The 23,823-nt window shown below is 57.6% G+C and carries 17 protein-coding genes; 5 read left to right on the top strand and 12 right to left on the bottom strand.

Annotated features, from left to right (window positions below):
- Positions 1-325 (top strand): MFS transporter (locus Q3981_RS01205; protein WP_303123069.1); only part of this gene is annotated, 325 nt, incomplete at its 5' end.
- A gap of 18 nt (positions 326-343) precedes the next feature.
- On the opposite strand, the gene Q3981_RS01210 is transcribed toward Q3981_RS01205, so the two are convergent.
- The 7 genes from Q3981_RS01210 to Q3981_RS01240 all read right to left on the bottom strand — a co-directional run bounded on the left by Q3981_RS01210 (position 344) and on the right by Q3981_RS01240 (position 8,902).
- On the bottom strand, positions 344-1,138 hold the full coding sequence (locus tag Q3981_RS01210; protein ID WP_303123071.1) for a GNAT family N-acetyltransferase: 795 nt from the start codon (positions 1,136-1,138) through the stop codon (positions 344-346).
- A 20-nt stretch (positions 1,139-1,158) separates the two neighbouring features.
- Positions 1,159-2,187: a 3-isopropylmalate dehydrogenase gene (locus Q3981_RS01215; RefSeq protein ID WP_303123073.1), complete on the bottom strand. Its 1,029-nt coding sequence runs from the start codon at positions 2,185-2,187 to the stop codon at positions 1,159-1,161.
- 41 nt (positions 2,188-2,228) lie between these two features.
- A complete protein-coding gene (locus Q3981_RS01220) occupies positions 2,229-3,338 on the bottom strand; it encodes a GTP-binding protein (RefSeq protein WP_303123210.1) in 1,110 nt (369 codons plus the stop codon).
- Positions 3,339-3,597: 259 nt separating this feature from the next.
- Positions 3,598-5,196: a phosphoglycerate dehydrogenase gene (serA, locus tag Q3981_RS01225; protein ID WP_303123075.1), complete on the bottom strand. Its 1,599-nt coding sequence runs from the start codon at positions 5,194-5,196 to the stop codon at positions 3,598-3,600.
- Positions 5,197-5,376: 180 nt separating this feature from the next.
- Positions 5,377-6,390 carry a ketol-acid reductoisomerase gene (ilvC, locus tag Q3981_RS01230; RefSeq protein WP_303123077.1) on the bottom strand — a complete coding sequence of 338 codons (1,014 nt, stop codon included), beginning with the start codon at positions 6,388-6,390 and terminating at the stop codon, positions 5,377-5,379.
- 54 nt (positions 6,391-6,444) lie between these two features.
- Positions 6,445-6,942 carry an acetolactate synthase small subunit gene (ilvN, locus tag Q3981_RS01235; RefSeq protein ID WP_204581517.1) on the bottom strand — a complete coding sequence of 166 codons (498 nt, stop codon included), beginning with the start codon at positions 6,940-6,942 and terminating at the stop codon, positions 6,445-6,447.
- Between the two features lie 4 nt (positions 6,943-6,946).
- Entirely contained in the window at positions 6,947-8,902 is a 1,956-nt protein-coding gene (locus Q3981_RS01240; protein ID WP_303123081.1) for an acetolactate synthase large subunit, read from the bottom strand.
- Positions 8,903-9,385: 483 nt separating this feature from the next.
- Here Q3981_RS01240 and Q3981_RS01245 point away from each other — a divergent pair, with 483 nt between their 5' ends.
- From Q3981_RS01245 to ilvD, 3 genes are read left to right on the top strand one after another with little or no spacing between them, the layout of a single operon-like run.
- A complete protein-coding gene (locus Q3981_RS01245; protein WP_303123086.1) occupies positions 9,386-11,413 on the top strand; it encodes a mechanosensitive ion channel family protein in 2,028 nt (675 codons plus the stop codon).
- Positions 11,410-12,198, top strand: coding sequence for a PH domain-containing protein (locus Q3981_RS01250; RefSeq protein WP_303123088.1), 789 nt, complete (start codon positions 11,410-11,412; stop codon positions 12,196-12,198). The genes Q3981_RS01245 and Q3981_RS01250 overlap by 4 nt, the downstream gene beginning before the upstream one ends.
- A 50-nt stretch (positions 12,199-12,248) precedes the next feature.
- Positions 12,249-14,099, top strand: coding sequence for a dihydroxy-acid dehydratase (gene ilvD, locus Q3981_RS01255; RefSeq protein ID WP_303123090.1), 1,851 nt, complete (start codon positions 12,249-12,251; stop codon positions 14,097-14,099).
- A 94-nt stretch (positions 14,100-14,193) separates the two neighbouring features.
- Here the strand turns inward: ilvD and Q3981_RS01260 are convergent, their stop codons facing one another.
- The 5 genes from Q3981_RS01260 to Q3981_RS01280 form a co-directional block, all read right to left on the bottom strand.
- Positions 14,194-15,834, bottom strand: a complete 1,641-nt coding sequence (locus Q3981_RS01260; protein WP_303123092.1) for a DoxX family protein — start codon at positions 15,832-15,834, stop codon at positions 14,194-14,196.
- Positions 15,835-15,944: 110 nt separating this feature from the next.
- Positions 15,945-17,342 carry a hypothetical protein gene (locus tag Q3981_RS01265; protein ID WP_303123094.1) on the bottom strand — a complete coding sequence of 466 codons (1,398 nt, stop codon included), beginning with the start codon at positions 17,340-17,342 and terminating at the stop codon, positions 15,945-15,947.
- A 56-nt stretch (positions 17,343-17,398) separates the two neighbouring features.
- Complete coding sequence (locus Q3981_RS01270) at positions 17,399-18,739, bottom strand: hypothetical protein (protein ID WP_303123096.1); 1,341 nt, start codon at positions 18,737-18,739, stop codon at positions 17,399-17,401.
- Between the two features lie 84 nt (positions 18,740-18,823).
- Positions 18,824-20,383: an Asp-tRNA(Asn)/Glu-tRNA(Gln) amidotransferase subunit GatB gene (gene gatB / locus Q3981_RS01275; protein ID WP_303123098.1), complete on the bottom strand. Its 1,560-nt coding sequence runs from the start codon at positions 20,381-20,383 to the stop codon at positions 18,824-18,826.
- A 60-nt stretch (positions 20,384-20,443) separates the two neighbouring features.
- Complete coding sequence (locus Q3981_RS01280; protein WP_303123100.1) at positions 20,444-21,661, bottom strand: hypothetical protein; 1,218 nt, start codon at positions 21,659-21,661, stop codon at positions 20,444-20,446.
- Positions 21,662-21,836: 175 nt separating this feature from the next.
- Here Q3981_RS01280 and Q3981_RS01285 point away from each other — a divergent pair, with 175 nt between their 5' ends.
- Complete coding sequence (locus Q3981_RS01285) at positions 21,837-23,822, top strand: gamma-glutamyltransferase family protein (protein ID WP_303123102.1); 1,986 nt, start codon at positions 21,837-21,839, stop codon at positions 23,820-23,822.
- The last annotated feature ends 1 nt before the right edge of the window (position 23,823 follow it).

Genomic DNA, 23,823 nt, shown 5'->3' on the forward strand with positions numbered 1-23,823 from the left:
CGGGTTCTCCCCCACACCCGCCATTGTCATGATCGCCGGCGGATTATTTACAGCGTCAAGCAACATGTTCTCCGGTGTGTACCACACCTATCTGGCAGAAAACTTCCCGACGCGCATTCGGGGCACGGCTGCTGGTTTCGCCTACTCGCTATCGAAAATCTCGGCGGGCGTCATGCCGTTCATCTTGCTGCCCATTCTTCATAGCGCTGGCCCCGGAACAGTGTTCACTGTCGTCGCCGTCGCCATGGTGATCATGATTATCGACATCGGAGTTTTCGGAGTGCGCACAACGGGACGCAACGCTGACATCGAAGACCATCTGTGATCGAGGACGTCTAGTTCCCTAGCCACGTTGCGTCGGTACCCCTAGCATCGTGGCCAATTCCGGTGTCCACCCATCGACCTGCACCGAAGTAGGCCCACAGTTGAACATGTCCGGGGTGCAATACATTCGCACCTTTTCATTTTCATTGTCGACGTTGTTATTGCCGACGTCACTCCCGCCGGCATTATTCTCTTCGGCGGCGGCGGAGGCGCCATTGATGCCGTCGCGACTCTCGCCAAGGAATGTGTAACCGCACGACAGCGATACCGCTTGAGATGCAGCATTCGTCGGCCAGCTTTCAGATACCGCGATGCCGAAACCGCAATACGTAAATGCCACGGTGAGTGCGGCTCGTCGGGCCTGAGTTCCATAGCCGTGCCCTTGAAAAGGCCTCAAGATATACGACCCGGTCTCGACGTAGCTATCACCGGCCTTGAGGCCAAGGTCACGCAGGAGTCCGCGCAGCTCATCCCCGCCTGAGGAGGCAGAGCCAGGAATTCGACGCCGACGGAGATCGATCACACCAACAAACTCGCCGCGATGCCGGATAACCAAGGACAAAGTCCACTCGGACGAAGAGGGATCCCCAGTCCCAAGGCTTGCCATTGTGCTCAGGTGGAACGCAGCGTTGGAATACTTCGGCGCACCGATCCATGGAAAAACTTCGGGACTAGCGGGATCTACGAAAACGTCATCCACTCGTGACACCGCGCGAACGGCATCAGAAATTGCCTGCTCATCCATAGGCCGGAGCTCCAGCTCACCCGCCTTTATTTGCAGGCCGGACGGCGGCCACATCTCAGGTGGTAACACGGCGGTCCCCTACCCCACAGCTAATTGTCGAGAGTGTTCGCAATCCGGGTTCCCACTTCCTCGGTGCGGATGCTGCCATCCCTGGACGCAACATCGTTGCGGACTGCAGCCTCAATGGCATCGGCTTCGTCGGTCTTACCCAAGTGGCGGAATAGCAGCGCACCCGACAAAATCGCGGCCGTCGGATCCGCGATTCCCTTACCGGCAATATCAGGAGCAGAGCCGTGAACGGGCTCGAACATGGACGGATTCGTGCCGGTCGCGTCGATATTGCCCGATGCAGCCAACCCGATACCGCCGGTGACCGCTCCCGCCAGGTCCGTGATGATGTCGCCAAAAAGGTTATCCGTCACGATGACATCAAAGCGCGACGGGTCAGTGACCATATAAATTGTCGCCGCGTCGATGTGGCAATAATCCACCTCAACGTCGGGATATTCCTTGGCGACCTGGTCAACGGTGCGCTGCCACAGCCCACCGGCATACACAAGGACATTGGTTTTGTGCACCAGCGTTAACTTCTTGCGTCGCTCTTGCGCACGGTCGAAGGCGTAGCGGACAACGCGCTCAACTCCGTACCGTGTGTTCACACTGGTTTCGTTGGCAACCTCGTGGGGCGTATCCACCCGGATTGAACCGCCGTTCCCGGCGTACAACCCCTCGGTGCCCTCGCGAACAACGATAAAGTCGACCTTCCCCGGATCGGACAGAGGCGAGGTTACCCCTGGATACAGCACCGACGGGCGCAGATTGACATGGTGGTCGAGGGCGAACCGCATCTTAAGCAGAAGCCCGCGCTCCAGCACTCCCGATGGGACGGTTCGCGGATCGCCGACGGCCCCGAGCAGAATCGCGTCGTGCTCACGCAAGGAGGCGAGATCGTCGTCCGTGAGAAGCTCCCCATTGCGAAGGTACCGGCGGGCGCCGAGGTCGTATTCCGTGGTCTCAATGGACTCGCCACTCCCCGCCAACGCAGCTCGCATCACTTTGAGCGCTTCCGCCGTTACTTCTGTGCCGATCCCGTCGCCAGGGATAACCGCCAGTTTCATATCCTGAGATACCTTTCTCACATCACGGGTTTCTTGTGAGTCTAACCGATCGCCGACGCTCCAGCCATACGTTTAAGCAGCGCGCGGGATTCGTCGTCATTTAGTGTTGCTGCCTGGAGCCGAGCCAGAGCGTCGGCACCATCAAAGTTCACCCCAATAAGGACAATTTCCGACGAGGGAGCCTCCGATGCCTGCGACCACAACGCTGCAGGTGAGATCGTTAAGTTCGGGCCGGCCTGGGACCACATCTGAATGAGCTCTGGGCGGTCCGCAATCCAACAATGCCCTTTTGACCGAACCAAACCGCGCATTGATTTCACGGCTGCAATGAGACGGCGCTGGTCAAAGGGCCGTTGAGATCGAAACACCACTGAGGAAATCCCATACTCCTCAGTTTCCGGAGTATGTGGATTCGCGAGCTCATCAAGGTACCCGGGAGCTGCAGCCGACTCCTCAACGTCATAAAGATGCGCATCGAGCACGGCTTCCATCGGAATCTCGCCATTGACCACACGACGTATGCGGGCACGTGGGTTCATGGCGTGAACTGCATCTTCAGTTGCCTGGGCGAGTTCATCACGAACCAGGTCGCATTTCGTCACGAAGATCATGTCGGCAAACTCGACTTGGTCAACGAGCAGCTCCGCAACCGTGCGGTCGTCGTCGGGAGCGGCCTCTAAACCCCGGTCAGAGAGCCGTCCCCGTTTGTGCATTTGCGGCAGGAACGTCGTCGCATCAACCAGGGTCACCATCGTGTCGATCGGAGCGATGCCACCAAGGTGGACCCCGTCGGAAAACTCCCACTCAAACGTGGCGGCGACAGGCATCGGCTCTGAGATGCCCGTTGATTCGATAACGATGTGGTCGAACTTTTGGCTCGCCGCGAGCGACGCCACCGATTCAATGAGGTCCTCCCGCAGCGTGCAACAAATGCAGCCATTGGAGAGCTCGACCATGCGGTCACTTCCGCGCTCAAGGTGCCCCTCACCTGCGATGAGCGCTGCGTCAATATTCACTTCCGAAAAGTCGTTGACAATCACCGCGATCTTGCGGCCCGCGCGGTTAGCCAACAGGTGATTGAGGAGCGTCGTTTTCCCCGAACCGAGGAACCCCGACAAAACCGTCACCGGCGTCGGCCGAAAATCAGCCATGTCGGTATTTCGGACGTTTTCTTTCACCACACCGTCCATATGGCGCTCTTCAAACACTGTGCATCCCCTTAACGTCTCTCCGCGTTAGTCGCAGCACAAAGCTGGACATAACGCACCACTTGAGATGAAGGACGGCAGTCAGCCAAAGCTAGTCAGCCAGTTCCCGGCGCGCTTGACTAACTACACATCCTCCAAAGCGTTAATGATACACAATGTCAATAGTGGCGGTCTTTCGCCCGCCTCAGGCAAATGCGCCTACCTAGTCAAAATCAAGCGCAATGGCATACTGCGCATCCAACGACGCCTTCATCGACTCCATCACATCGTCAGGAACCGCCTTATCCACCCTAAGAACCAGCGTGGCACCAGTTCCGGCCTTGTCCTGCGACAATGCCGCGGCCTCGACGTTGATTCCACGCTCACCCAACTGGGATCCGACGGCACCCAAGGCACCTGGGCGGTCCTTGTAGTGCAGGAACACGTTTCGACCTTCCGCGCGCAGATCCAACCCTCGGTCGTTGATGCGCACAATCTTTTCCACACCATCCAAGCCGGTCAGGGCACCCACGACCGACACAGTGTCGCCCGTATTCGTCACCAGCCGAACCTCAACAACCGAGCGGTGCAACACCGATTCGGCAGCCGTCGTCACGGAAAGTTGAACACCGCGATCCTCAGCAATGGCCGGGGCATTAACAAAGGTCACCTTTTCATCCACCGTGCCCGCGAAGACGCCTCGCAGCGCTGCAAGCCCCAAGGCGTCAACATTTTCGGAGGACAGCTCGCCGCGCGCGATCACTTCCACCGACGTCGTCGCACCATGCTGGATTGCCGACGCCAACACGGCCAGCTTGCGCGTCAGGTTCAACCACAGGGAGACCTCTTCGCCGATAGCACCACCGGAGACGTTCACCGCGTCGGGAACAAACTCTCCCGCGAGGGCAAGCAAGACGGATTTTGCTACATCGGTCCCGGCGCGATCCTGCGCCTCCACGGTCGACGCGCCTAGGTGAGGTGTCACCACAACTTCGGGCCGGTCGAACAGCGGAGAATCCGTGCACGGTTCCGTGGCGTACACGTCCACGCCCGCGCCACGAATGTGGCCGGAATCGATCGCGCGAGCCAGCGCTTCTTCGTCGATAAGACCACCGCGAGCAGCGTTAACGATAATCTGCCCTTTCTTCGCCTTCTCGAGGAGAGCGTCATTGAACATGCCCGCTGTCTCCTTGGTCTTAGGGAGGTGGATGGTGACGAAATCGGACACCGCCATCAGTTCCTCGAGGTCAATGAGCTCAACCCCCAATTGTGCGGCGCGCGCGGGGTTAGCGTAGGGGTCATAAGCAACAATGCGCTCCACGTCGAAGGCCGCAAGCCGTTGAGCAAAGAGCTGCCCGATGTGGCCAAAGCCGACGATGCCCACGGTCTTGCCATAGACCTCGACACCTTTGAAGGACGACCGTTTCCACTCGCCTTGCCGCAGCGATTGATCGGCCTGGGGGATCTGGCGAGCGGCCGCGAGCAGCAAGGTGATCGCATGTTCGCAGGCTGAGTGGATATTCGACGTGGGCGCGTTGACCACCATCACACCACGCTGTGTCGCGCCTTCAATATCAACATTGTCCAGTCCGACGCCCGCGCGGCCGATGATTTTCAACTCTTTGGCAGCGTCGAGAACTTCTTCATCCACCGTGGTGGCGGAACGTACTAGGAGCGCGTCTGCTTCGGGGACGGCGGCCAGGAGCTCGGCACGGTTCGGCCCGTCTACCCATCGGACCTCAACGCCATCTCCCAGCGCCTCGATTGTTGATTGAGCAAGCTTGTCAGCGATAAGAACCACAGGTAAGCAGTTGTGATTCACGATTTGGTCCTCCTAGTAAAACAGCGCACGGTCAAGTGCACTCCGTCGTGTGGGTTGGGGGTGAGCACGTATATGGCCCGGATGATCAGGCGCAGATATACAAAAAGCATAGCCCTCCTACCAGCACATTATGGCGGAATAAGAGGACTATGCTGAATAATATCCCTTTTTGGGGATATTTTAAGCGGTTTCGTCCAGCGGGTTAGCGATCCAGCTCATCATGGAGCGCATGTCTTTACCTGCCTTCTCCAGCGGGTGGTTCGCGTATTCCTCGCGCAGACCCTTCAGACCAGGCTGGCCAGCGTCGACATCCTTGAACATGGCATCGACGAAGGTACCGTCCTGAATCTCGGAGAGAACCTTCTTCATCGACTCCTTGACGTGGTCATCAATGATCTTTGGTCCGGAAACATAGCCACCGAACTCAGCGGTTTCGGAGATCGAGTAGTTCATGTTCGACAGGCCGCCCTCGAAGATGAGGTCCACGATCAGCTTCATCTCGTGGCAGACCTCGAAGAACGCCATCTCCGGTGCGTAACCAGCTTCGACGAGAACCTCGAAGCCCGTCATCATCAGCTTTTCCAAGCCACCACAGAGGACTGCCTGCTCACCGAAGAGGTCGGTTTCGGTCTCTTCGCGGAAGGTGGTCTCGATGACCCCTGCACGTCCAGCGCCGATAGCAGCTGCGTAGGACAGTGCCAGCGCCGTGCCCTCGCCGGTCGGGTCATTTTCCACGGCAATCAACGACGGAACGCCCTTGCCCTCCGTAAACTGGCGACGAACCAGGTGGCCGGGGCCCTTCGGCGCAACCATGCCCACCGTGACTCCCTTAGGAGCGACGATCTTCTTGAAGTGAATGTTCAAGCCGTGGGCGAAGAAAATAGCGTCGCCATCTTTCAGATGAGGTTCGATCTCCTTCTCGAAGATCGCGATCTGCGACGTATCGGGGGCCAGGATCATGATCAGATCTGCCCACTCAGCGGCCTCAGCGTTAGACAGCACTTCGAAGCCAGCTTCTTTGGCCTTTTCCGCGGACTTGGAGCCCTCGCGCAGGCCGATACGAACCTCGACGCCAGAGTCGCGCAGGCACTTAGCGTGCGCGTGGCCCTGTGAACCGTAGCCAATCACCGCTACTTTGCGGCCTTGGATAATGCTCAGATCTGCGTCATCGTCGTAATAAGTTTTGATTGCCACTGTAACTCCTTTCAAGAGTTCCATTTGTCGAGAAGATCATATCATAGGGTGAGATTATCGTTTGGGCATCATGGGATTCGCACCACGACTTAAAGCAACCACCCCCGAATACACTTGTTCGCGGATACCAAAGGGGCGAAGGACATCCAACAAGGCAACCAACTTCCCCGGCTGACCCGTCGCCTCAATGACCACCGATTCAGGCGCCACATCGACCACACGAGCACGGAACAGATTGGCAGCGTCGACGACCTGTGCCCGGTTCTCATTATTCGCCGCAACCTTGACCATGAGCAGCGCACGAGACACCATTTGATCGTCCTTCTGCCGAATCACCTTCAGCACCGGAACCAGTTTATTGAGCTGCTTCGTGATCTGCTCGATGGACACTTCATCTGTTTCGACGACGATGGTGATCCGATTGACTCCCTCCAGATCAGTCGTTCCTGTCGTCATCGAAATGATGTTGAATGATCGCCGGGCGAACATTCCGGACAGCCGAGCAACAATGCCTGGCTGATCTTCCACTAAGAGACTCAACGTATGTTGCATGCCCCTACTCCTCTCCCCCGCCGCGCTGGTCATCGGTTGCTGCGGTGGTTCCTTCCGCTGCCACCCGAGCCTGATCCTCTTCAATAACGTCGCTCACATCAGTGACTGAATCTTCATCAATCATCTGATCTGAGTCGAACAATGGCCGCAGGTTGAGGGCGTACTGGATCTCATCATTCGAGTGTCCCGACGCAACCATCGGCCACACTTGCGCATCCTCACCAACGATGAAGTCAATCACCACCGGCCGGTCATTGATCTCGCGCGCTTTCTTGATCGTCGGCACGATCTCATCTTCCCGAGTAACCCGGAAGCTCGCGCACCCCATCGACTCTGCCAACGACACAAAATCAGGCAGATACTCGCCCTTCGGGTGAAGGCCTGTGTGCGAATAATGGCTCTGGTAGAACAAATTCTGCCACTGACGAACCATGCCCAAGTTGCCGTTATTGATCACCGCAACTTTGATCGGAAGATCATTGACCGCGCAGGTCACCAGCTCCTGGTTGGTCATCTGGAAGCAACCATCACCATCGATAGCCCAGACTTCCTTCCCCGGCGAACCGGCCTGAGCACCCATCGCCGCGGGGACGGCATAACCCATCGTCCCCAGGCCACCCGAGTTCAACCATGTCCGCGGCTGTTCATAATCGACGAACTGCGCCGCCCACATCTGGTGCTGCCCCACACCAGCGCAGTAAATCGCGTCGGGGCCAACTTCGTCGGAAATAGCCTTAATGACGGCCTGAGGAGCTAACTTGCCATCGTCGGGATTCTCCCACCCCAAGGCATAGGTCTCCTGCAAAGAATGAAGATAATCAACCCAACGGCTGCATTCAGGCTGCTTCAGGTTCTTCTTCTCGTACATATCGGTCAGAGACTGAAGAACTTCCCGCGCATCCCCGACGATGGGGACCTCAACCTCGCGAATCTTCCCGATCTCCGCAGGGTCAATATCCGCGTGGATAAACTTCGCCTCCGGAGCGAAAGACTCAACATCACCAGTGACGCGATCGTCGAAACGCGTTCCGATCGCTATAACAACGTCAGCTTTCTGCAATGAAGCGACGGCCGAGACACTGCCATGCATCCCCGGCATGCCCATATGAAGCGGGTGGGAATCGGGGAACGACCCCAACGCCATCAACGTCGTCACCACGGGAATACCTGTCTTCTCGACGAACTCCGCAAGCTCCGCGCTGGCGTTAGCTTTGATCACCCCACCGCCGACGTAGAGCACCGGGCGACGGGATTGCGCAATGAGGTCCACCGCCTGCTTGATCTTCCGAGAGTGCGGCGACGTCGTCGGCCGATAACCAGGAAGCTCCAGCTCAACAGGCCACTCAAACTCAGCGACTTGATTCTGAATGTCCTTCGGCACGTCGACAAGCACCGGACCAGGCCGACCAGTGGATGCCAAGTGGAATGCTTCCGCAATCAGACGCGGGATGTCCTCAACTTTGGTCACCATGAAGTTGTGCTTCGTGACGGGAAGGGTCACCCCGCAAATATCAGCTTCCTGGAAAGCGTCGGTTCCCAATAAGTGCAGCCCCACCTGCCCAGTAATCGCGACGACCGGAACAGAGTCAATGTTGGCATCGGCCAGTGGCGTCACAAGGTTTGTCGCGCCGGGTCCCGATGTCGCAATGCACACGCCAACTTCGCCGGTTGCTTGGGCATAACCGGTTGCAGCGTGGCCAGCACCCTGCTCGTGGCGCACCAGAATGTGATTGAGAGTGGTCGATTCGTAAAGGGCCTCGTAGAGGGGAAGAACAGCGCCACCCGGAAGACCGAAAACAGTCCGGGTACCCAATACCTCGAGGGTACGGACAATAAGCTCTGCGCCGGTGAGCTTCTCTTTTCGGGGTTTCTGAGTGGGTTTGTTGGGTGCTCCCGACTGCGTTGCCACAGTTGAAGCCGCAACCGTCGCCGGAGTGGGCGGTTGAGAGGGGGCGTTCACGGTTTTGTGCTCTCCTCACTGTGTGATCAGGGGTATCAGCCTCAGCGGAACGTTATTCCCGACGGGTGAGCGTGTTGTTGCCATCGTCGCGAGTTCCGATAAAGCATCGGATATGAAAAAAGCCCTTCTCGCGTGGTGCGAAAGGGCGGTGACGAGTAACCAGGAAAGCTAACGCCCTCTCGGTACTACAAGAATGATGGTGGTCATCGTTGCGCTCGTCATATTTAGAACTATAAAGGCACAGACACGTCAGACCAACTAGGACCGCGAGAAATCACCGGAATTGCCCGATAATGGCGCACTATCACCCCCGAATGGTAAGGAACGCGCCCGAAAACGGGAGGACGGCGAGCCACACGAGACCGAACGTCTACTCCTCTACCATCCCCGTGCTGATAGTTCACTGAGAATATTCACGGAGATCTGTGAAAAGATCATTCACATCGTGGCCAACCGCACAATCTCGTGACTAAGTTTAGGTCTATGCCGTTCAAGTTCTATTTGACTTCCATGTGGGAGTGGGTGGCCAACACCGGCCTATCCCTTGCCATCTTGATCTGTATCGCCATACTCATACCGCGCATCGGCCGACTCGTGGTCCGATGGGCGACGATCAAGATGAACGAGCACGAAGAACGGCGCGGAGAGATCGCCGACACCGAAGGTTACAAAGGCCGGCTGGCCATCCTCGGTGCACTGGTCTACATCGCTGAGGCCATCGCCTTCTTCTTTGTCGCCATCCGGATTCTTAAAGATTTCGGATTTTCGACGACGGGCGCGGCCGTTCCCGCAACCGTTGTTTCTGCCGCCGTTGCGTTTGGTGCGCAGAAAATCATCGCTGACTTCCTCGCTGGATTCTTCATCATTACCGAGCGGCAGTATGGCGTCGGTGACTGGGTCATCCTTCAAAATAAGGACGCCCCGGTCGAGGGAACAGTGACGGCTATTACCCTGCGGTCAACGACGGTGCGGACGATCAACGGCCAAGAGGCGGTTGTGCCTAACTCGGTACCGCTGGTGGCCGTTAATGCCTCCTCTGGGTGGGCGAAGGCTCAGATCGACATCCCCGTTCCGCTTACCGCAGGTGACAATACTGAGGACCTGAACGCGCTCTTCGACGGCTGCGTGAACCGCACTTTGGCTAAACCTGAGATCGCGCGCCTCGTCAGCGACGACGCCGATGCCGTGAGCATCCTGCCCGCGCTGGATCTGATTCCACCGACATCGGCGGGCGTTCCGTGGAGCATCCAGTACCGCGTCCTTATCCGCGTCGAGCCAGGACAGCAATGGACTGTTGAGCGTGCTCTTCGGTCAGCCGTCATGGATGAAATGTGGGCATCGTATTCCCGGTCAACTATTGAGAGCTTGCCGGGACTCACTCGGTCTTCGGGAGAGTCGCACGATGCGCATGGTGATGGACGTGGTGACGGGCACCACGGTGGACGCAATGGTGACGGTGCACACGCGTCAAAAGCTTCCGGCACAGACAAGGCGACCAGCGGTGACAACACCCAGGCGTTGGATACAACACGTCGGTGGGCTGCGACGCTGCAACACGAAGAAGACGAATTCGAAGGCCGGCCGACGGCGTCGGATGTGCAAGGGCCTGCGTCGTCAGAGACCGCCTCTGGTGTCGGACCTAATGCCGGTGGCAATGGCAATGGCACTGCCAGCGATTCGGAAACCGTCGTCTTCCCCTCGGCATCAGGCTCAACGGCGGAAACTCGAGTCTTTTCAGCTGAGGACGACACGGCAGCTGCCGAACGTGCTGCCCAGACGTCCGATCATGGGGTTAACCCGACCGACCGGGGTACCAGCAGCGCCGATTCTTCAGACGCAACAACGTCGAAGAAGGCAGAAGACACACGCACGTCGCTAGAAAAAGAAGCGGAAGATGCACAGCAAAATGGGCTGTTCAGAAGGATTTCCTATGAGCGACGGATCCAACGGCTCTTCTCGATCGGGGGACGGTGCCGCGCATCAACCAGTGCCATCGTGCTGGTTCTCATCATCTTGGTGATCCTCCAAGGGCTCACCTATGACGGTGGCGACCGCGGCTCCGGAATACTAGCCCCCTCGTCGTTCCAATCGCGTTCCGACAAGAAGGAGTCTGACGACAAGTCGGAGAGCTCGGCTCCCACGACGCCGGAGTCAAATACTCATTCTGAGAATCCGACCACGGAGCGAGATAGCAACAGCGAGAACGGCAGCAACACTCCAACGACAACCCCGAATCGCACGCAGCCCACGACGACCGCCACGAATACGGAGAACAACCGGAATCAACAGAATTCCACGAATGGAAACCAAAATTCCGGCAATAACGGGAATGCGGGATCCAATTCCAACGGGGACAACTCCGATAACGGAGGAGCCAACCAACAGGACACTGATAGCAGCAACCAGGGCTCAGGGTCCGGCAACTCCAACAGTGGGAATGACAACTCCGGCCAGATGAATCTGAGCCACGGTCAAGGCGACAACAACACAGCATCTACAATGGCCCCATGAGTTCGACTCCGTCCGGCGAGCACACCCCAGGCTCTCACCCACGCCCACACCACGCACGACCAGGTCAGGGTGCGGGCCGACAGGCATCTCGCCCTGCGGCATCCTCACCCCGCACACAAAAGGAAAAGATCAGGACAACGACGACCATCCGTCCCGACAGAATGAACCTCATCGGGGCGATCGTCATGTTCCTGATCTTCCTCATTTTCGTGGGCTATAAACCCGCCTACCTTTTCTGGGTGCTGATCTTCCCTATCCTCTTCGCCGTGTGGGTTCTCCGTGCCCGTACTGAGATCTCACCGACGGGTATTACCGCGCGGTATCTTTTCCGCTCCAGCCGAACACTATCCTGGGATGACTTCTCCGGTATTCAGTTCAGCCGTGGCGGACGAGCCTATGCCGTGCCGAATGGGCCGGATCAAGGGGCGACTGATCAGCCTGCGGAGCGCGAACGCACCAGCCGCTCCAGGCAAAAGCGCAACACCATCGCATTACCTGGAGTGACGTTTAATAACCTTCCGAAGCTTGCCAAAGCCTCCGGCGGACTCATCCCTGACCCTGTTACGCCGGGGCGAAACCGCGATGATGACGAGTTGACCACCGTCAATCGCGACGGGTACGCCGTCGTCAAGACCCGCGAGGAGGCGACGAGGGAGCACAATGCCAAACTCATCGCCGCCGAGATGCAACGACGACGCGCCGCCCAGCACTCCACATCCGACGAAACCTCGGACACAAGCCACCGCGACCAGTCAGACACACCGGAAAAACCTGACCAGGATTAGCAGCGGCTGCCGACCATTCCAGACATCACACTGTTGAGGAGCCAACCCCCATGATCCCCCTACGATCGTCGGTCACTACCCAAGGCCGCAACGCCGCTGGAGCTCGCGCACTATGGCGAGCCGCCGGCTTAAAAGATGGCGACTTTAATAAACCCATCATCGCCATCGCGAACTCCTACACGCAGTTCGTTCCCGGCCACGTGCACCTCAAGGACGTCGGGGACATTGTCGCTGGCGCCATCCGTGAAGCCGGCGGCGTTCCGCGAGAATTCAACACCATTGCCGTCGACGATGGAATCGCCATGGGCCATGGTGGAATGCTCTACTCACTCCCCTCCCGCGAAATCATCTCCGATTCCGTGGAATATATGGTCAATGCGCACGCCGCGGACGCGATCGTCTGCATTTCCAACTGCGACAAGATCACGCCCGGAATGCTCAATGCGGCCATGCGGCTCAACATTCCCGCCATCTTCGTGTCCGGTGGCCCCATGGAGGCCGGAAAAGCCGTCGTCGTCGATGGGGTTGCGCATACTCCGACGGACCTCATTACAGCGATTTCTGCGTCGGCAAACGATAGTGTCGACGACCGAGGGCTCTCTATCGTCGAGAATTCGGCGTGCCCGACCTGTGGCTCGTGTTCGGGAATGTTTACCGCGAACTCGATGAACAGCCTGACGGAGGCGCTCGGGCTGTCACTCCCTGGAAACGGCTCGACGTTGGCTACGCATGCAGCCCGGCGCGCGCTCTTTGAGAACGCGGGCCGGACGATCGTGGACATGTGCCAGCGTTATTACAACCACGATGACGATAGTGTCCTCCCGCGCAAGGTCGCGAATAAGCATGCTTTTGATAACGCCATGACCCTCGATATGGCCATGGGTGGATCGACGAACACTGTTCTGCACATTCTTGCTGCGGCGCAAGAAGGCGACATTGATTTTGATCTCGCGGATATCGACCGTCTGTCCAGGGAAGTTCCTTGTCTCTCTAAGGTTGCGCCGAACTCGAACTACCACATGGAGGACGTCCACCGTGCAGGCGGAATCCCCGCGATCCTCGGTGAACTCAACCGAGGGGGACTACTTCACGACGATGTTCACGCGGTGCATGCGCAGTCTCTGTCGGACTGGCTCGCGACCTGGGATATCCGTACAGATAACCCGACACAGATTGCGTTGGATTTGTTCCACGCTGCCCCTGGTGGCGTGCGAACCACCGTCCCCTTCTCGACGGATAATAAGTGGGACGAGCTCGACACCGACTCCGAAAACGGGTGCATCCGCGACGTTGACCACGCGTACACCGCTGATGGCGGGCTGGTTATTCTGCGCGGGAACCTCGCTGAGGACGGAGCCGTCATTAAGGCTGCCGGAATTGATGAGTCGCTGTGGCACTTCTCTGGGCCTGCCCACGTGTTGGAATCCCAAGAAGATGCCGTCAATGCCATTCTGAACAAGCAGATCAAGCCGGGCGAGGTCGTCGTCATTCGGTACGAAGGCCCCGCCGGTGGCCCGGGGATGCAAGAAATGCTGCACCCCACGGCGTTCTTGAAGGGCGCTGGCCTGGGAACCCAATGCGCGCTGATCACGGATGGTCGCTTCTCTGGCGGTTCATCGGGAATTTCTGTGGGGCACATTTCGCCCGAGGCAGCACATGGTGGGCTGATTGGTCTTATTCACGACGGCGACACCGTTACGATCGACGTCCACAAGCGCCAGCTCACCCTTGACGTGCCCGAGGATGTGTTGGCGGAGCGTCGGGAAAAGATGAACGCCTCTGAGCACCCGTGGCGCCCGCTGAACCGTCAGCGTCGTGTGAGCAAGGCGCTCCAGGCGTACGCATCGATGGCTACCAGCGCTGATACTGGTGCTGTTCGGAAAGTCAACGACCGTCGGTAGTGACAGGTTTCGGGTTCGCCCCTTGTGCAGAACCTGCACGGCCCCTCCGAGCTCAACCATCAGGGTTGAACGCGTGAGGGGCCGACTTTATGGATTAGTTGAATGGGTTTGACTGGGCGACGACGACCCACACCGCTGCTCCCGCGAGCAACCCGATGATCGTGCTGAACCAGCCGCTACCTAGCGGGCGTCGGGCCCAACCGCGAGTGGCATCCACTCCCCACCTTCCGGGACCGCTGAAAGCTACGCCTATGGATAGCGCGGTGAGCAACAGCCACACCTGTACGTGCGGAGCCAAGTTGAACGGTGAGAATGCGCCCGGCTGAAGGTCGATCGAGTACATCGCCATAAAGCTCGATACCGCAACCGCCATGCAGGCACCGAGCGGAGCAAGCACACCCAACACGAGGAACGCTCCGGCGGCAGTCTCGATGATCGGCACGGCCCAGGCGAGAAGCTCATTGCCCTTCATGAAGTAGAAGTCGTTATGCAGACCATCGACGCCAGAGCTGCCTCCTAGCTCGAAGAGAGTTCGGACACCGTAGAACAGCAGCATCGCGCCCAGAGCCAGGCGAATGAGAAAAAGCCCGAAATCGGTGGTTCCGCGACGCGGGTCCTCATCCTCATAGATCTCGTCATCGACATCGACGTCACCAGTGTTATCAATGGGACGGTCGTCCTCCCCCAGTGGGACAGCACCATCCCTGTATTCACCAGCTGCACCGTCACTCGCCATCACGCCGGCAGCCGCCCTGTCATTCTGGCGATCGTCGGCATAGTGGACCCTATCGAGGTGATCACGATCATAAGCGCCTGACGTCGGCATATCGACACGTGTCTCGTTGATCTGCTCATCAGGTCGATCGACGTATGTGTCGTGAGTTCCGTAGCGCTGCGCAGATTCCGAAGACACACGCCTATTCGCCGAGGTCCGGCTCGCCGAGGCAGGCTCTTCCTCGTCCATGGTGGCCATGTCTAAATCCGACACCGGAGCGTTAGCGAAAACGGCATCCTCGTCCGACGACGACCGCGCCCCTGGAATGTCCTCAGGCTGGTCAAACAACGGGTCGTGGTTTTCCGGTTCCTGAGGCTGCTCACGAGGTGTAATCACCTGTGGTGCAGCCCGCCCCGTCAAGGAATAAATGTCACGCCGACCCTGCGGGCGCTGCTCAACCACGGTGAGTTCGTCAGCTGCAAAATCTTCATCAGATCGCGCTTCAGTTTGTGTGTCACCACTAGCGACGTCGTGGGGTGTGTCATGGGGCGCGTCGCGCCCAGATTCATCAGCCTCGCGATCACTTACGCGATCGTCCCTAGGATCATCCTTGCCCGCACGATCCTCCGACGCTGCAGAGGTAGCAGAGCTAGCCGAACTGGCGGGCGTGACTGGCCGTGATCCGGCGACCGTCGGAATGTCGTCTAAATCATCCATTGCTTGAAGATCGTCTAAATCGCGCGAGTCTCTTGCAGCGGAGGCCTCGCGTGACTTCTCATCCCAGGGATCCAGCCCACGATGGTCTATCACACCATAAGACAATGACGGTGCGGACTTTTCTTTCACCTCGCGGGACCCCCCTTCTGCCGACGCGCTCCCTCGCACGGCATCGGCGTTATTCCCCGTCGATGTGGACGTATCCGATGTGGGCGCATCGATCGCGTCGCGGGATTCGCGGTCGGGAATAGAGGTATCAGCTGTAGGGTCGCTAGATTTATTGCGGGACTTTCTTCCGAACATAACCCCACTTTAAAGGTGAACAGGGACACAACGCAGATAATTTACGTGGTGTGTCGACTAATATCCTCGCGACCAGGGATAATGGGACTCACGAGGGTCCCCGTTGTCACCTAATCCGACCTCGACGCCGGCACACTTCCCGACCGTCCATCAGAGTTATCAGTCGATTCACTGCCGGAGGTCGCACCATGCGTTTCAGCCTCAGAGGCGGATGAATCGCCCTGTGCAGATGATCCATCATCCGACGGTTTCTCATCGGAAGAGGCGTCGTGTGAGTCATCATCTGACTCCTCATCGAGCTCTTTCCTGACCGCTTCCCTCAGCTCCGCATTTTCAATATTTGACGCCCTGACAAGGTGACGTAATTGCCGACGCTGCTTCGAGGTAAAGCGCTTCTTCGGATTGTCACGTCGCTCAACTAATTCGCTAATTCGATCACGACGTTCGGCCTCGTCCTCGATGCGGGAATGTCCGCGGAACCAGGCAATCAACAACACAATAATCAGGAAAACGCCCAGGTAACCTAAGGCCGGATATACCGTTGCAATTAGGGACTTGAATCCCAGGAAGCTCAAAACAAAGCCCGCCAATGTGACGCCGATGAAAATAATGCGGAATTTCTCGGGGCGCTTGGCGGATAGCCGTCGTCCCAATGAATAAAACATTCCAATGGCGGTATTGAAGATCATGCCGTAAATAACCACAGCCATGACCCAGCCCAAGCCGCCGTTGATGTTATTCACCAGCGAAAGCATCGGTAATGCGTCATCTTTAACAGTTGCCGTGGAGCACAACAAAGCAACTGCGGAAATGGTGAGCAAAATACCGAAGGTGAGGCCACCGAAGAAGCCTCCCCAGCCCGCCTCACGCGGGTACAGGTGCGAACCGCCGATAACAATGGCCATGGACACCGAGAGAATTAATGACAGGCCCACATAGTTCAGACTCGACAATGCAAAGTTCGGGAAACTATTGGGGATTGATGAGGCTACCTCACTGAGGTGCCCCCACGAATCGCTGCGATCAACGAAGGAATAGATCGACGCTGCCACAACGAAAACGATAATAAACGGTGTAATACCACCGATGACGGCAGAAACTTTATCAACGTCCAACATGCCAGCCGCTAACACGAGCACCAGCATGATGACCGAACCGACCCACACTGGCCAGCCCAGCTGCTGTTTAAGGTTCTCCCCCGCACCCGCGAACATTACGAAACCAATACAAAACAGGGTGGCAATAATGGCGAGATCGAGAAACTTCGATACCCACGTAGGCAACGAGCCGGACAATACTTCATTGTGCTCATCAGCCATGTAATAGCTGCCCAGTTGGAGCACTGTGTACCCCGTTGCCGCCATAATGACCGCGGCAAGAATCGCACCCAGAATTCCCCACGTTCCATAGGACACGAAATATTGTTGGATCTCCTGGCCCGACGCGAAACCCGCACCAACAATTAATCCAACAAAGGACAACGCAATACTTATTGTGCGTTTAACCACTGATCTAACTTTCTATCTATTCCGAATTTAACGATCGATTGATATTCCCGATGTCATTACTTCACCGGGGTGCTTGACACCGTGGAACTTGAACCAGTCTCTCCCCCGGCGCTGTCTTTAGCATCTGTATCCGGCTCATCGATCTCTTCGGGTTCAGGAGCCTCATCGGACTTAGTATCACTCGTCACGTCGTCGCGGATAAGTTTCCGGAGTTCGTCATCTTCCAGGTTCGAGTCCCCGATCAGGTGCCGGAGCCGACGAGCCTGCTTCGACGTAAACCGCACATTCGGATCGAGCTTGCGCTCGGCAAGTTCACGCGCTTCTTGGCGACGGCCGCCTTCGTCGTGCATCGCAGTCCGTCCCCGGAACCACGCAATGAACAGCAACGCGATGAGCACGAACCCGACGTATCCCATGATCGGGTACACGCTGGACAGCAACGTTTTGAATCCGAAGAAGCTGACGGCGAAGCCAATCACGGTGACGACCGTAAACACGATCCGGAATTTCTCCGGGTGATGTGCAGTCAGGCGACGACCCAAGGAATAGAACAGGCCCAGGCAGGTGTTAAAGATCATCCCATAAATGATCAGGGACATGACCACACCTAAGGCTGGGTGAATGTCGTCGACCAGCGTCAGCATGGGCAGGTCAGACCCCTGAACGGTCTTGATCTTCAGAAAGAGCGACAGGGTGCTGATGATGAGCAGCACACCAAACGTGATGCCTCCCACGAGCCCACCGAGGCCGGCTTCGCGCGGGTAGAGATGAGAGCCACCAATAACGATGGCCATCGCCACGTTGACCATAAGAACCAAGCCCGCGTAGTTCAGGGCGCTGATCCACCAATTCGGAAGATTGGTATCGACGTTCTGGGTGAGCGGTTCAAGGTTCGACAAGCTTCCGTCGGTGTGCGTATATGCCCATATTGCCGCACCAACAAGGGCGACCACGATGAACGGCGTGATCGCTCCGATCACTGTGCTGACGCGATCGGCATCAAGCATGCCTGCGGCCAACACGAGAACCAGCAGAATCGCCGACCCCACCCACGATGGAATTCCGAACTGCTGGTTGAGGTTGGATCCACCCCCGGCCAGCATGACGAAGCCCACGGAAAACAGTGTGAAGACAATGCCGATATCCAGGATCCACGAGACCGTTTTCGTACCGATGGTCCGTAGGACACCAGCGTGTTCATCAGCTTGGAAGTAGCTTCCCAGCTGCAACACGATCATTCCGGCAGCGGACATCAAGACCGCTACGATAACGGCCCCCCAGATCCCCATTTTTCCGAAGGCCACGAAATACTGGAGTACTTCCTGACCAGATGAAAAGCCGGCGCCGACGATAAGGCCGACAACCGACATAGCAACAGCAATTGTTCTTTTGAACATCGAATCCTCAAGAAAGGGTTGATTAGCTTTCTATTGAGGAATCATACCGGCCGAGGCACCGCAACTAATAGTTAGCGCAACGCCTTAACTGCATTTCTCCACGATAAGCTGCTGAACACGAGCCGGATCAGCCTTGCCCCGCGTAGCCTTCATCACGGCACCGACGATAGCGCCCGCTGCTTTGGTCTTGCCGCCCTTGATCTTCTCGACAATGTCCGGGTTAGCCGCCAGAGCCTCGTCGACAGCCTTCTCAAGGGCACCGTCGTCGCGAACCACTTCAAGCCCACGATCCTTAACAACATTGTCGACGACGTCCGCGCTCTCGGGATCGTCAACGTTCTCCTTACCTTCGCCGGCAAGGACGCCATCGATGGCGGAACGGGCCAGCTTATTGGTCAGCTTCCCATCGGCGACGAGCTTCGCCACGCGAGCAACCTGACGAGGGCTAATGGTCAGCGCATCCAGCTCGACTTCCTGCTCATTCGCCTTTTGCGCAAGATAGGACACCCACCACGAGCGAGCCTCAGTTGGCGTAGCGCCGGCTTCCACCGTGTCAGCCACGAGATCCAAGGCGCCCGCGTTCACGAGATCGCGGAGCTCCTCGTCGGAAAGCTTCCATTCCTTCTGAATCCGGGCACGACGTACCCACGGAAGCTCGGGCAGCGTCGCACGAATTTCTTCCACCCATTCAGATGGAGCGACGACGGGCGGCAAGTCGGGATCGTTGAAGTAGCGGTAATCCGCCATCGTTTCCTTCGGACGGCCCTTCGACGTCGTGCCGTCGGTCTCCTGGTAGTGCCGTGTCTCCTGAACGATCTCGACGCCGTGCTTCAGGCACTGAGCCTGACGCTGCATCTCAAACCGCACAGCCTGTTCCACCGAACGCAGCGAATTGATGTTCTTTGTCTCCGTACGGGTGCCGAATTCTTCCGTACCGATCGGCCGCAGAGACAGGTTCGAGTCAACACGCATCGAGCCCTGGTCCATGCGGGCGTCCGAGACCTTGAGGGCCTTCATCAGATCGCGCACGGCTGTGACATACGCACGAGCAACCTCCGGTGCGCGCTCGCCCGCACCCACGATGGGCTTGGTCACGATCTCGATCAGTGGCACACCAGCGCGGTTAGCGTCGACAAGGGATTTTGTTGCACCAGCGATACGGCCACCCTGCCCACCGATGTGGGTCAATTTACAGGTGTCTTCCTCCATGTGGGCGCGCTCAATCTCCACGCGGAACGTCGAGCCATCGTCGAGCTGAACATCCAAATAGCCGTCGTATGCGATGGGCTCGTCGTACTGGCTGATCTGGTAATTCTTCGGCTGATCCGGGTAGAAGTAATTTTTTCGCGCAAACCGCGACCGCTCGGCGATAGAGCAATTGAGGGCTAAACCAATTTTGATTGCCCATTCGACGCCCTTCTTGTTCACCACGGGCAAAGCACCCGGCAAACCTAAACAGCACGGGTCGGCGTGGGAATTAGGGGCGTCACCGAACTCAACCGAGGACGACGAAAACATCTTCGATTTCGTCGCGAGCTCAACGTGAATTTCCATTCCCATAACGGGATCAAACTGCGCGACGACGTCGTCATAGTCCATAACATCGTCGGAATAATCCTGAATCGACTGAGCGGGAGAAGTCATAACCAACAGTGTAGCGCCAGAGTGTTCAACAACTTGTAAAGGGACAACAGAGCCGAACGCCTACACGTCGTTGCGGTCGAGGATGTCGCGCAACACATCGTCGTCAATATTCGACTCGCCGATGAGGTGCCGGAGCTGGCGCTTCTGTTTAGAGGTGAACCGCTTGGTGGGGTCCAACTTCCGCTCAGCTAATTCATGCAGCTTCCGACGTCGATCCCCCTCTTCCTGAATCTGGATCCGCGATTTCCTCCACGAATAAACCAACACAATCATGAGGACGACACCGACATATCCCAAGATTGGATAGACATTCGACACCAGCGTTTTGAACCCGAAGAAGCTGATCACGAAGGCCACCAGGGCTGTCACAACGAGCGTCGGGCGGAAGCGTTCCTCATGGTTCGCAGTCAACCGACGGGCCAGAGCGTAGAAAACGCCCAGTGCTGTATTGAAGATCATGCCGTAAATGACAATCGACATGACCCAACCGAACGGGCCGTTGAAATTCGATGCGAGAGCAAGCATCGGAAGGTCCGCATCTTTAACATCGTCGACCTTCACGTACAGCGAGAATGCGATGACGATCAGCAGGAACCCGAAGATCAGGCCTCCGAGGCCGCCACCAATTCCGGCCTGGCGCGGGTAAAAATAGGAACCCCCGATCACGATGGCCATGGACACACCACAAATAAGGTTGAAGCCCACGTAGTTGAGCGCCGAAATCCACCAGTTGGGCAGATTCGTATTAATGGTGGCCGCGGACGCATCTAAGTGGCTGTAGTCGGGGTGAATTCCGATTAATGTCACCAGCCCGACAATCGTGATGCAAACAATGATGAACGGCGTAATCGCTCCGATAATGGCCGAGACTTTAGAGATATCCAGCATCCCTGATGACAGGACGAGGGCCAGAAGAATTGTCGCGCCGACCCACGTCGGTAGGCCAAATTGCTGGTTGAGGTTAGAGCCCGCACCCGCGAACATCACGAACCCGAGCGAAAACAGGGTGACCAGGATGCCGATGTCCAAGAAGATGGCCAGGAACTTGGTCGCGGAACTGTCAATGACTCGTTTGTGCTCTTGAGCTCGGTAATAGCTACCGAGGATAAAGACAGAGGTGCCGGCAATGCTCATCAAGATCGCCGCGAGGACAACGCCCCACAAGCCCCAGCGCCCAAAGGCGACGAAAAACTGCAGCCCCTCCTGCCCAGAGGCTGTTCCCGCGCCAACGATCAGCCCCACAAAAGCTAAAGCGATCGAAAGCGTATTTCTGAACATGAGGGGTTCTCCTTGGAACAAAATCACCAGAGAGCCGGGACGGCTCGACTACCACCGGCAAAGGTTACTCGACCGCGGGGACAAAAACCGCCATTTAACATGATCGCTCGCATTTGTAACACACAATTAATGAAAAAATATGATGGCTGTCACAGCGGCTCCATAGGGTAAAAGAATGAATCCGCTCCCCCGCCGACAAACGTCGAAAAGCCAGCAAAACTCGTCGACGACACCGGTTGCGACACTGGTTGCGACGAGACCACAACAATTACCTCGCCGCAGACGACTATGGGCGTCGATGATGAGCACGCTCGTCCTGCTTATTGCCAGTGGATACGCGCCGGCCACGCGCACAGCGCACGCTGAGCCGCCAGCGCCCAACCGGGATATTTCCGTCGCTCCCGAATCAAATACCGACTACCGCCCGGACATGACGGCGGTACAGACGGACTCGTACTCCGTGTCCACCGCGAACCCTGTCTCGACGGCTGCCGCCCGCGATGTGTTGGCCGCCGGTGGAACCGCTGCTGATGCGTTGGTCACAGCGCAACTCGTGTTAGGGCTGGTAGAGCCTCAATCGTCAGGGATCGGCGGAGGTGGCTACATCCTGTACCATGACGCGGCGAGCGACTCTGTCACCGCCATCGATGGCCGTGAAACCGCACCCGATAACGCATCCGACACCTATCTGTCGCAGATATCCGCCACCGACACCCGCGCACCCGAGCCCGACGCGCGACGTTCCGGCAGGTCAATCGGCGTACCGGGGATCATGGCCGCCTTAGGCACCCTCCACGCGCAACACGGGAAAACGCAGTGGGGCGACCTTGTCCAACCTGCCATCACCCTGTCTGAAAATGGTTTCGACATCAGCCCACGCCTCGCGACAACGATTGAGGACAATGCTGCCGACCTCGCCCGCGATCCGGAAGCCGCGGCCTATTACCTCAACCCGGATGGAACCGGAAAGAAAACCGGGACGCGTCTCACCAACCCGGCCTATGCCAAAACACTCACATCCCTCAAGGTCAATGGCCCACAAGCGCTATATACAGGGAAAATAGCCGACGACATCGTCGCCCGAGCACGCAGCGAACACGGCGGAACAACACCATCGTCCTTAACGACGGCTGATCTCGCGAAATATAACCCCACTGTTAAACAAGCGCTGTGCGGCCCCTACCGCACCCATATTGTCTGTGGCGCACCGCCATCCACCTCGGGCGGCGTCACAGTAGCATCTACGCTGGGGATTCTTTCTCACGCGGATCTGTCCGCGATGAAGCCACTCAAGGTCGACAACAATGGTGGCGTGCCCTCCCCTGAGGCGGTCCATATCATTTCTGAAGCGGAGCGCCTCGCCTACGCGGACCGCGACGCCTACCTTGCCGATACCGCTTTTGAGAACCTCCCCGATGGCGATTACACGAAATTACTCAACCCGGAGTACCTGGCGCAGCGGTATTCGCAGATCAATCCAGAAAAATCCATGGGAACAGCGAAAGCCGGAACCTTCGATACGGACCACGCCCGCGGTGAGGATCAGCCCGAACACGGAACCAGCCACATTTCCGTCGTCGATTCTTATGGGAACGCTGCCAGCATGACAACAAGTGTGGAATCGGCATTCGGCTCATTCCACATGGTCGATGGGTTCATGTTGAACAACCAGCTCACCGATTTTGAGGCCACACCTCGCGACGACGACGGTCAGCTCAAAGCAAACCGAGTTGAGGGCGGGAAACGGCCACGGTCGTCGATGTCCCCCACGATCGTGTACACCATGACGAAGACCGGCGAGCGGGGAGATCTCTATGCCGTCGTCGGGTCTCCCGGTGGAGCGGTCATCCCGCAATTTGTCATCAAAACACTGATCGGCATCCTCGACTGGGGACTTGACCCGCAGCAAGCCGTCGCTCTGCCGAACTTCGGCGCCCGAAATAAACCGGAAACCGGCATTGGTGGTGAACATCCAGACATCGGCCATGATGGACAAGCTACGCCAGAGGCTCAGGAACTGGTCGACGGTCTCACGCGTCGAGGGCACACCGTCAACCTCGACGAACAATCAAGTGGACTATCCGCCATTGTCCGCACTCGCGACGGGCACCTCCTCGGCGGAGCGGATCCGCGTCGGGAAGGAGCCGTCATGGGCGGGTAAT

The sequence above is a fragment of the Corynebacterium sp. genome (genome assembly GCF_030530965.1).
Lineage (GTDB): Bacteria > Actinomycetota > Actinomycetes > Mycobacteriales > Mycobacteriaceae > Corynebacterium.

Coding starts and splice junctions, on each gene's coding strand:
- Q3981_RS01220 (WP_303123210.1), bottom strand. CDS start 3,338: ATGGCTGATTTTCGGCCGACGCCGGTGACGGTTTTGTCGGGGTTCCTC.
- ilvN (WP_204581517.1), bottom strand. CDS start 6,942: ATGCAACATACGTTGAGTCTCTTAGTGGAAGATCAGCCAGGCATTGTT.
- Q3981_RS01270 (WP_303123096.1), bottom strand. CDS start 18,739: ATGTTCAAAAGAACAATTGCTGTTGCTATGTCGGTTGTCGGCCTTATC.
- Q3981_RS01280 (WP_303123100.1), bottom strand. CDS start 21,661: ATGTTCAGAAATACGCTTTCGATCGCTTTAGCTTTTGTGGGGCTGATC.
- ilvD (WP_303123090.1), top strand. CDS start 12,249: ATGATCCCCCTACGATCGTCGGTCACTACCCAAGGCCGCAACGCCGCT.
- Q3981_RS01285 (WP_303123102.1), top strand. CDS start 21,837: ATGAATCCGCTCCCCCGCCGACAAACGTCGAAAAGCCAGCAAAACTCG.
- Q3981_RS01250 (WP_303123088.1), top strand. CDS start 11,410: ATGAGTTCGACTCCGTCCGGCGAGCACACCCCAGGCTCTCACCCACGC.
- Q3981_RS01245 (WP_303123086.1), top strand. CDS start 9,386: ATGCCGTTCAAGTTCTATTTGACTTCCATGTGGGAGTGGGTGGCCAAC.
- gatB (WP_303123098.1), bottom strand. CDS start 20,383: ATGACTTCTCCCGCTCAGTCGATTCAGGATTATTCCGACGATGTTATG.
- Q3981_RS01260 (WP_303123092.1), bottom strand. CDS start 15,834: ATGTTCGGAAGAAAGTCCCGCAATAAATCTAGCGACCCTACAGCTGAT.
- Q3981_RS01215 (WP_303123073.1), bottom strand. CDS start 2,187: ATGAAACTGGCGGTTATCCCTGGCGACGGGATCGGCACAGAAGTAACG.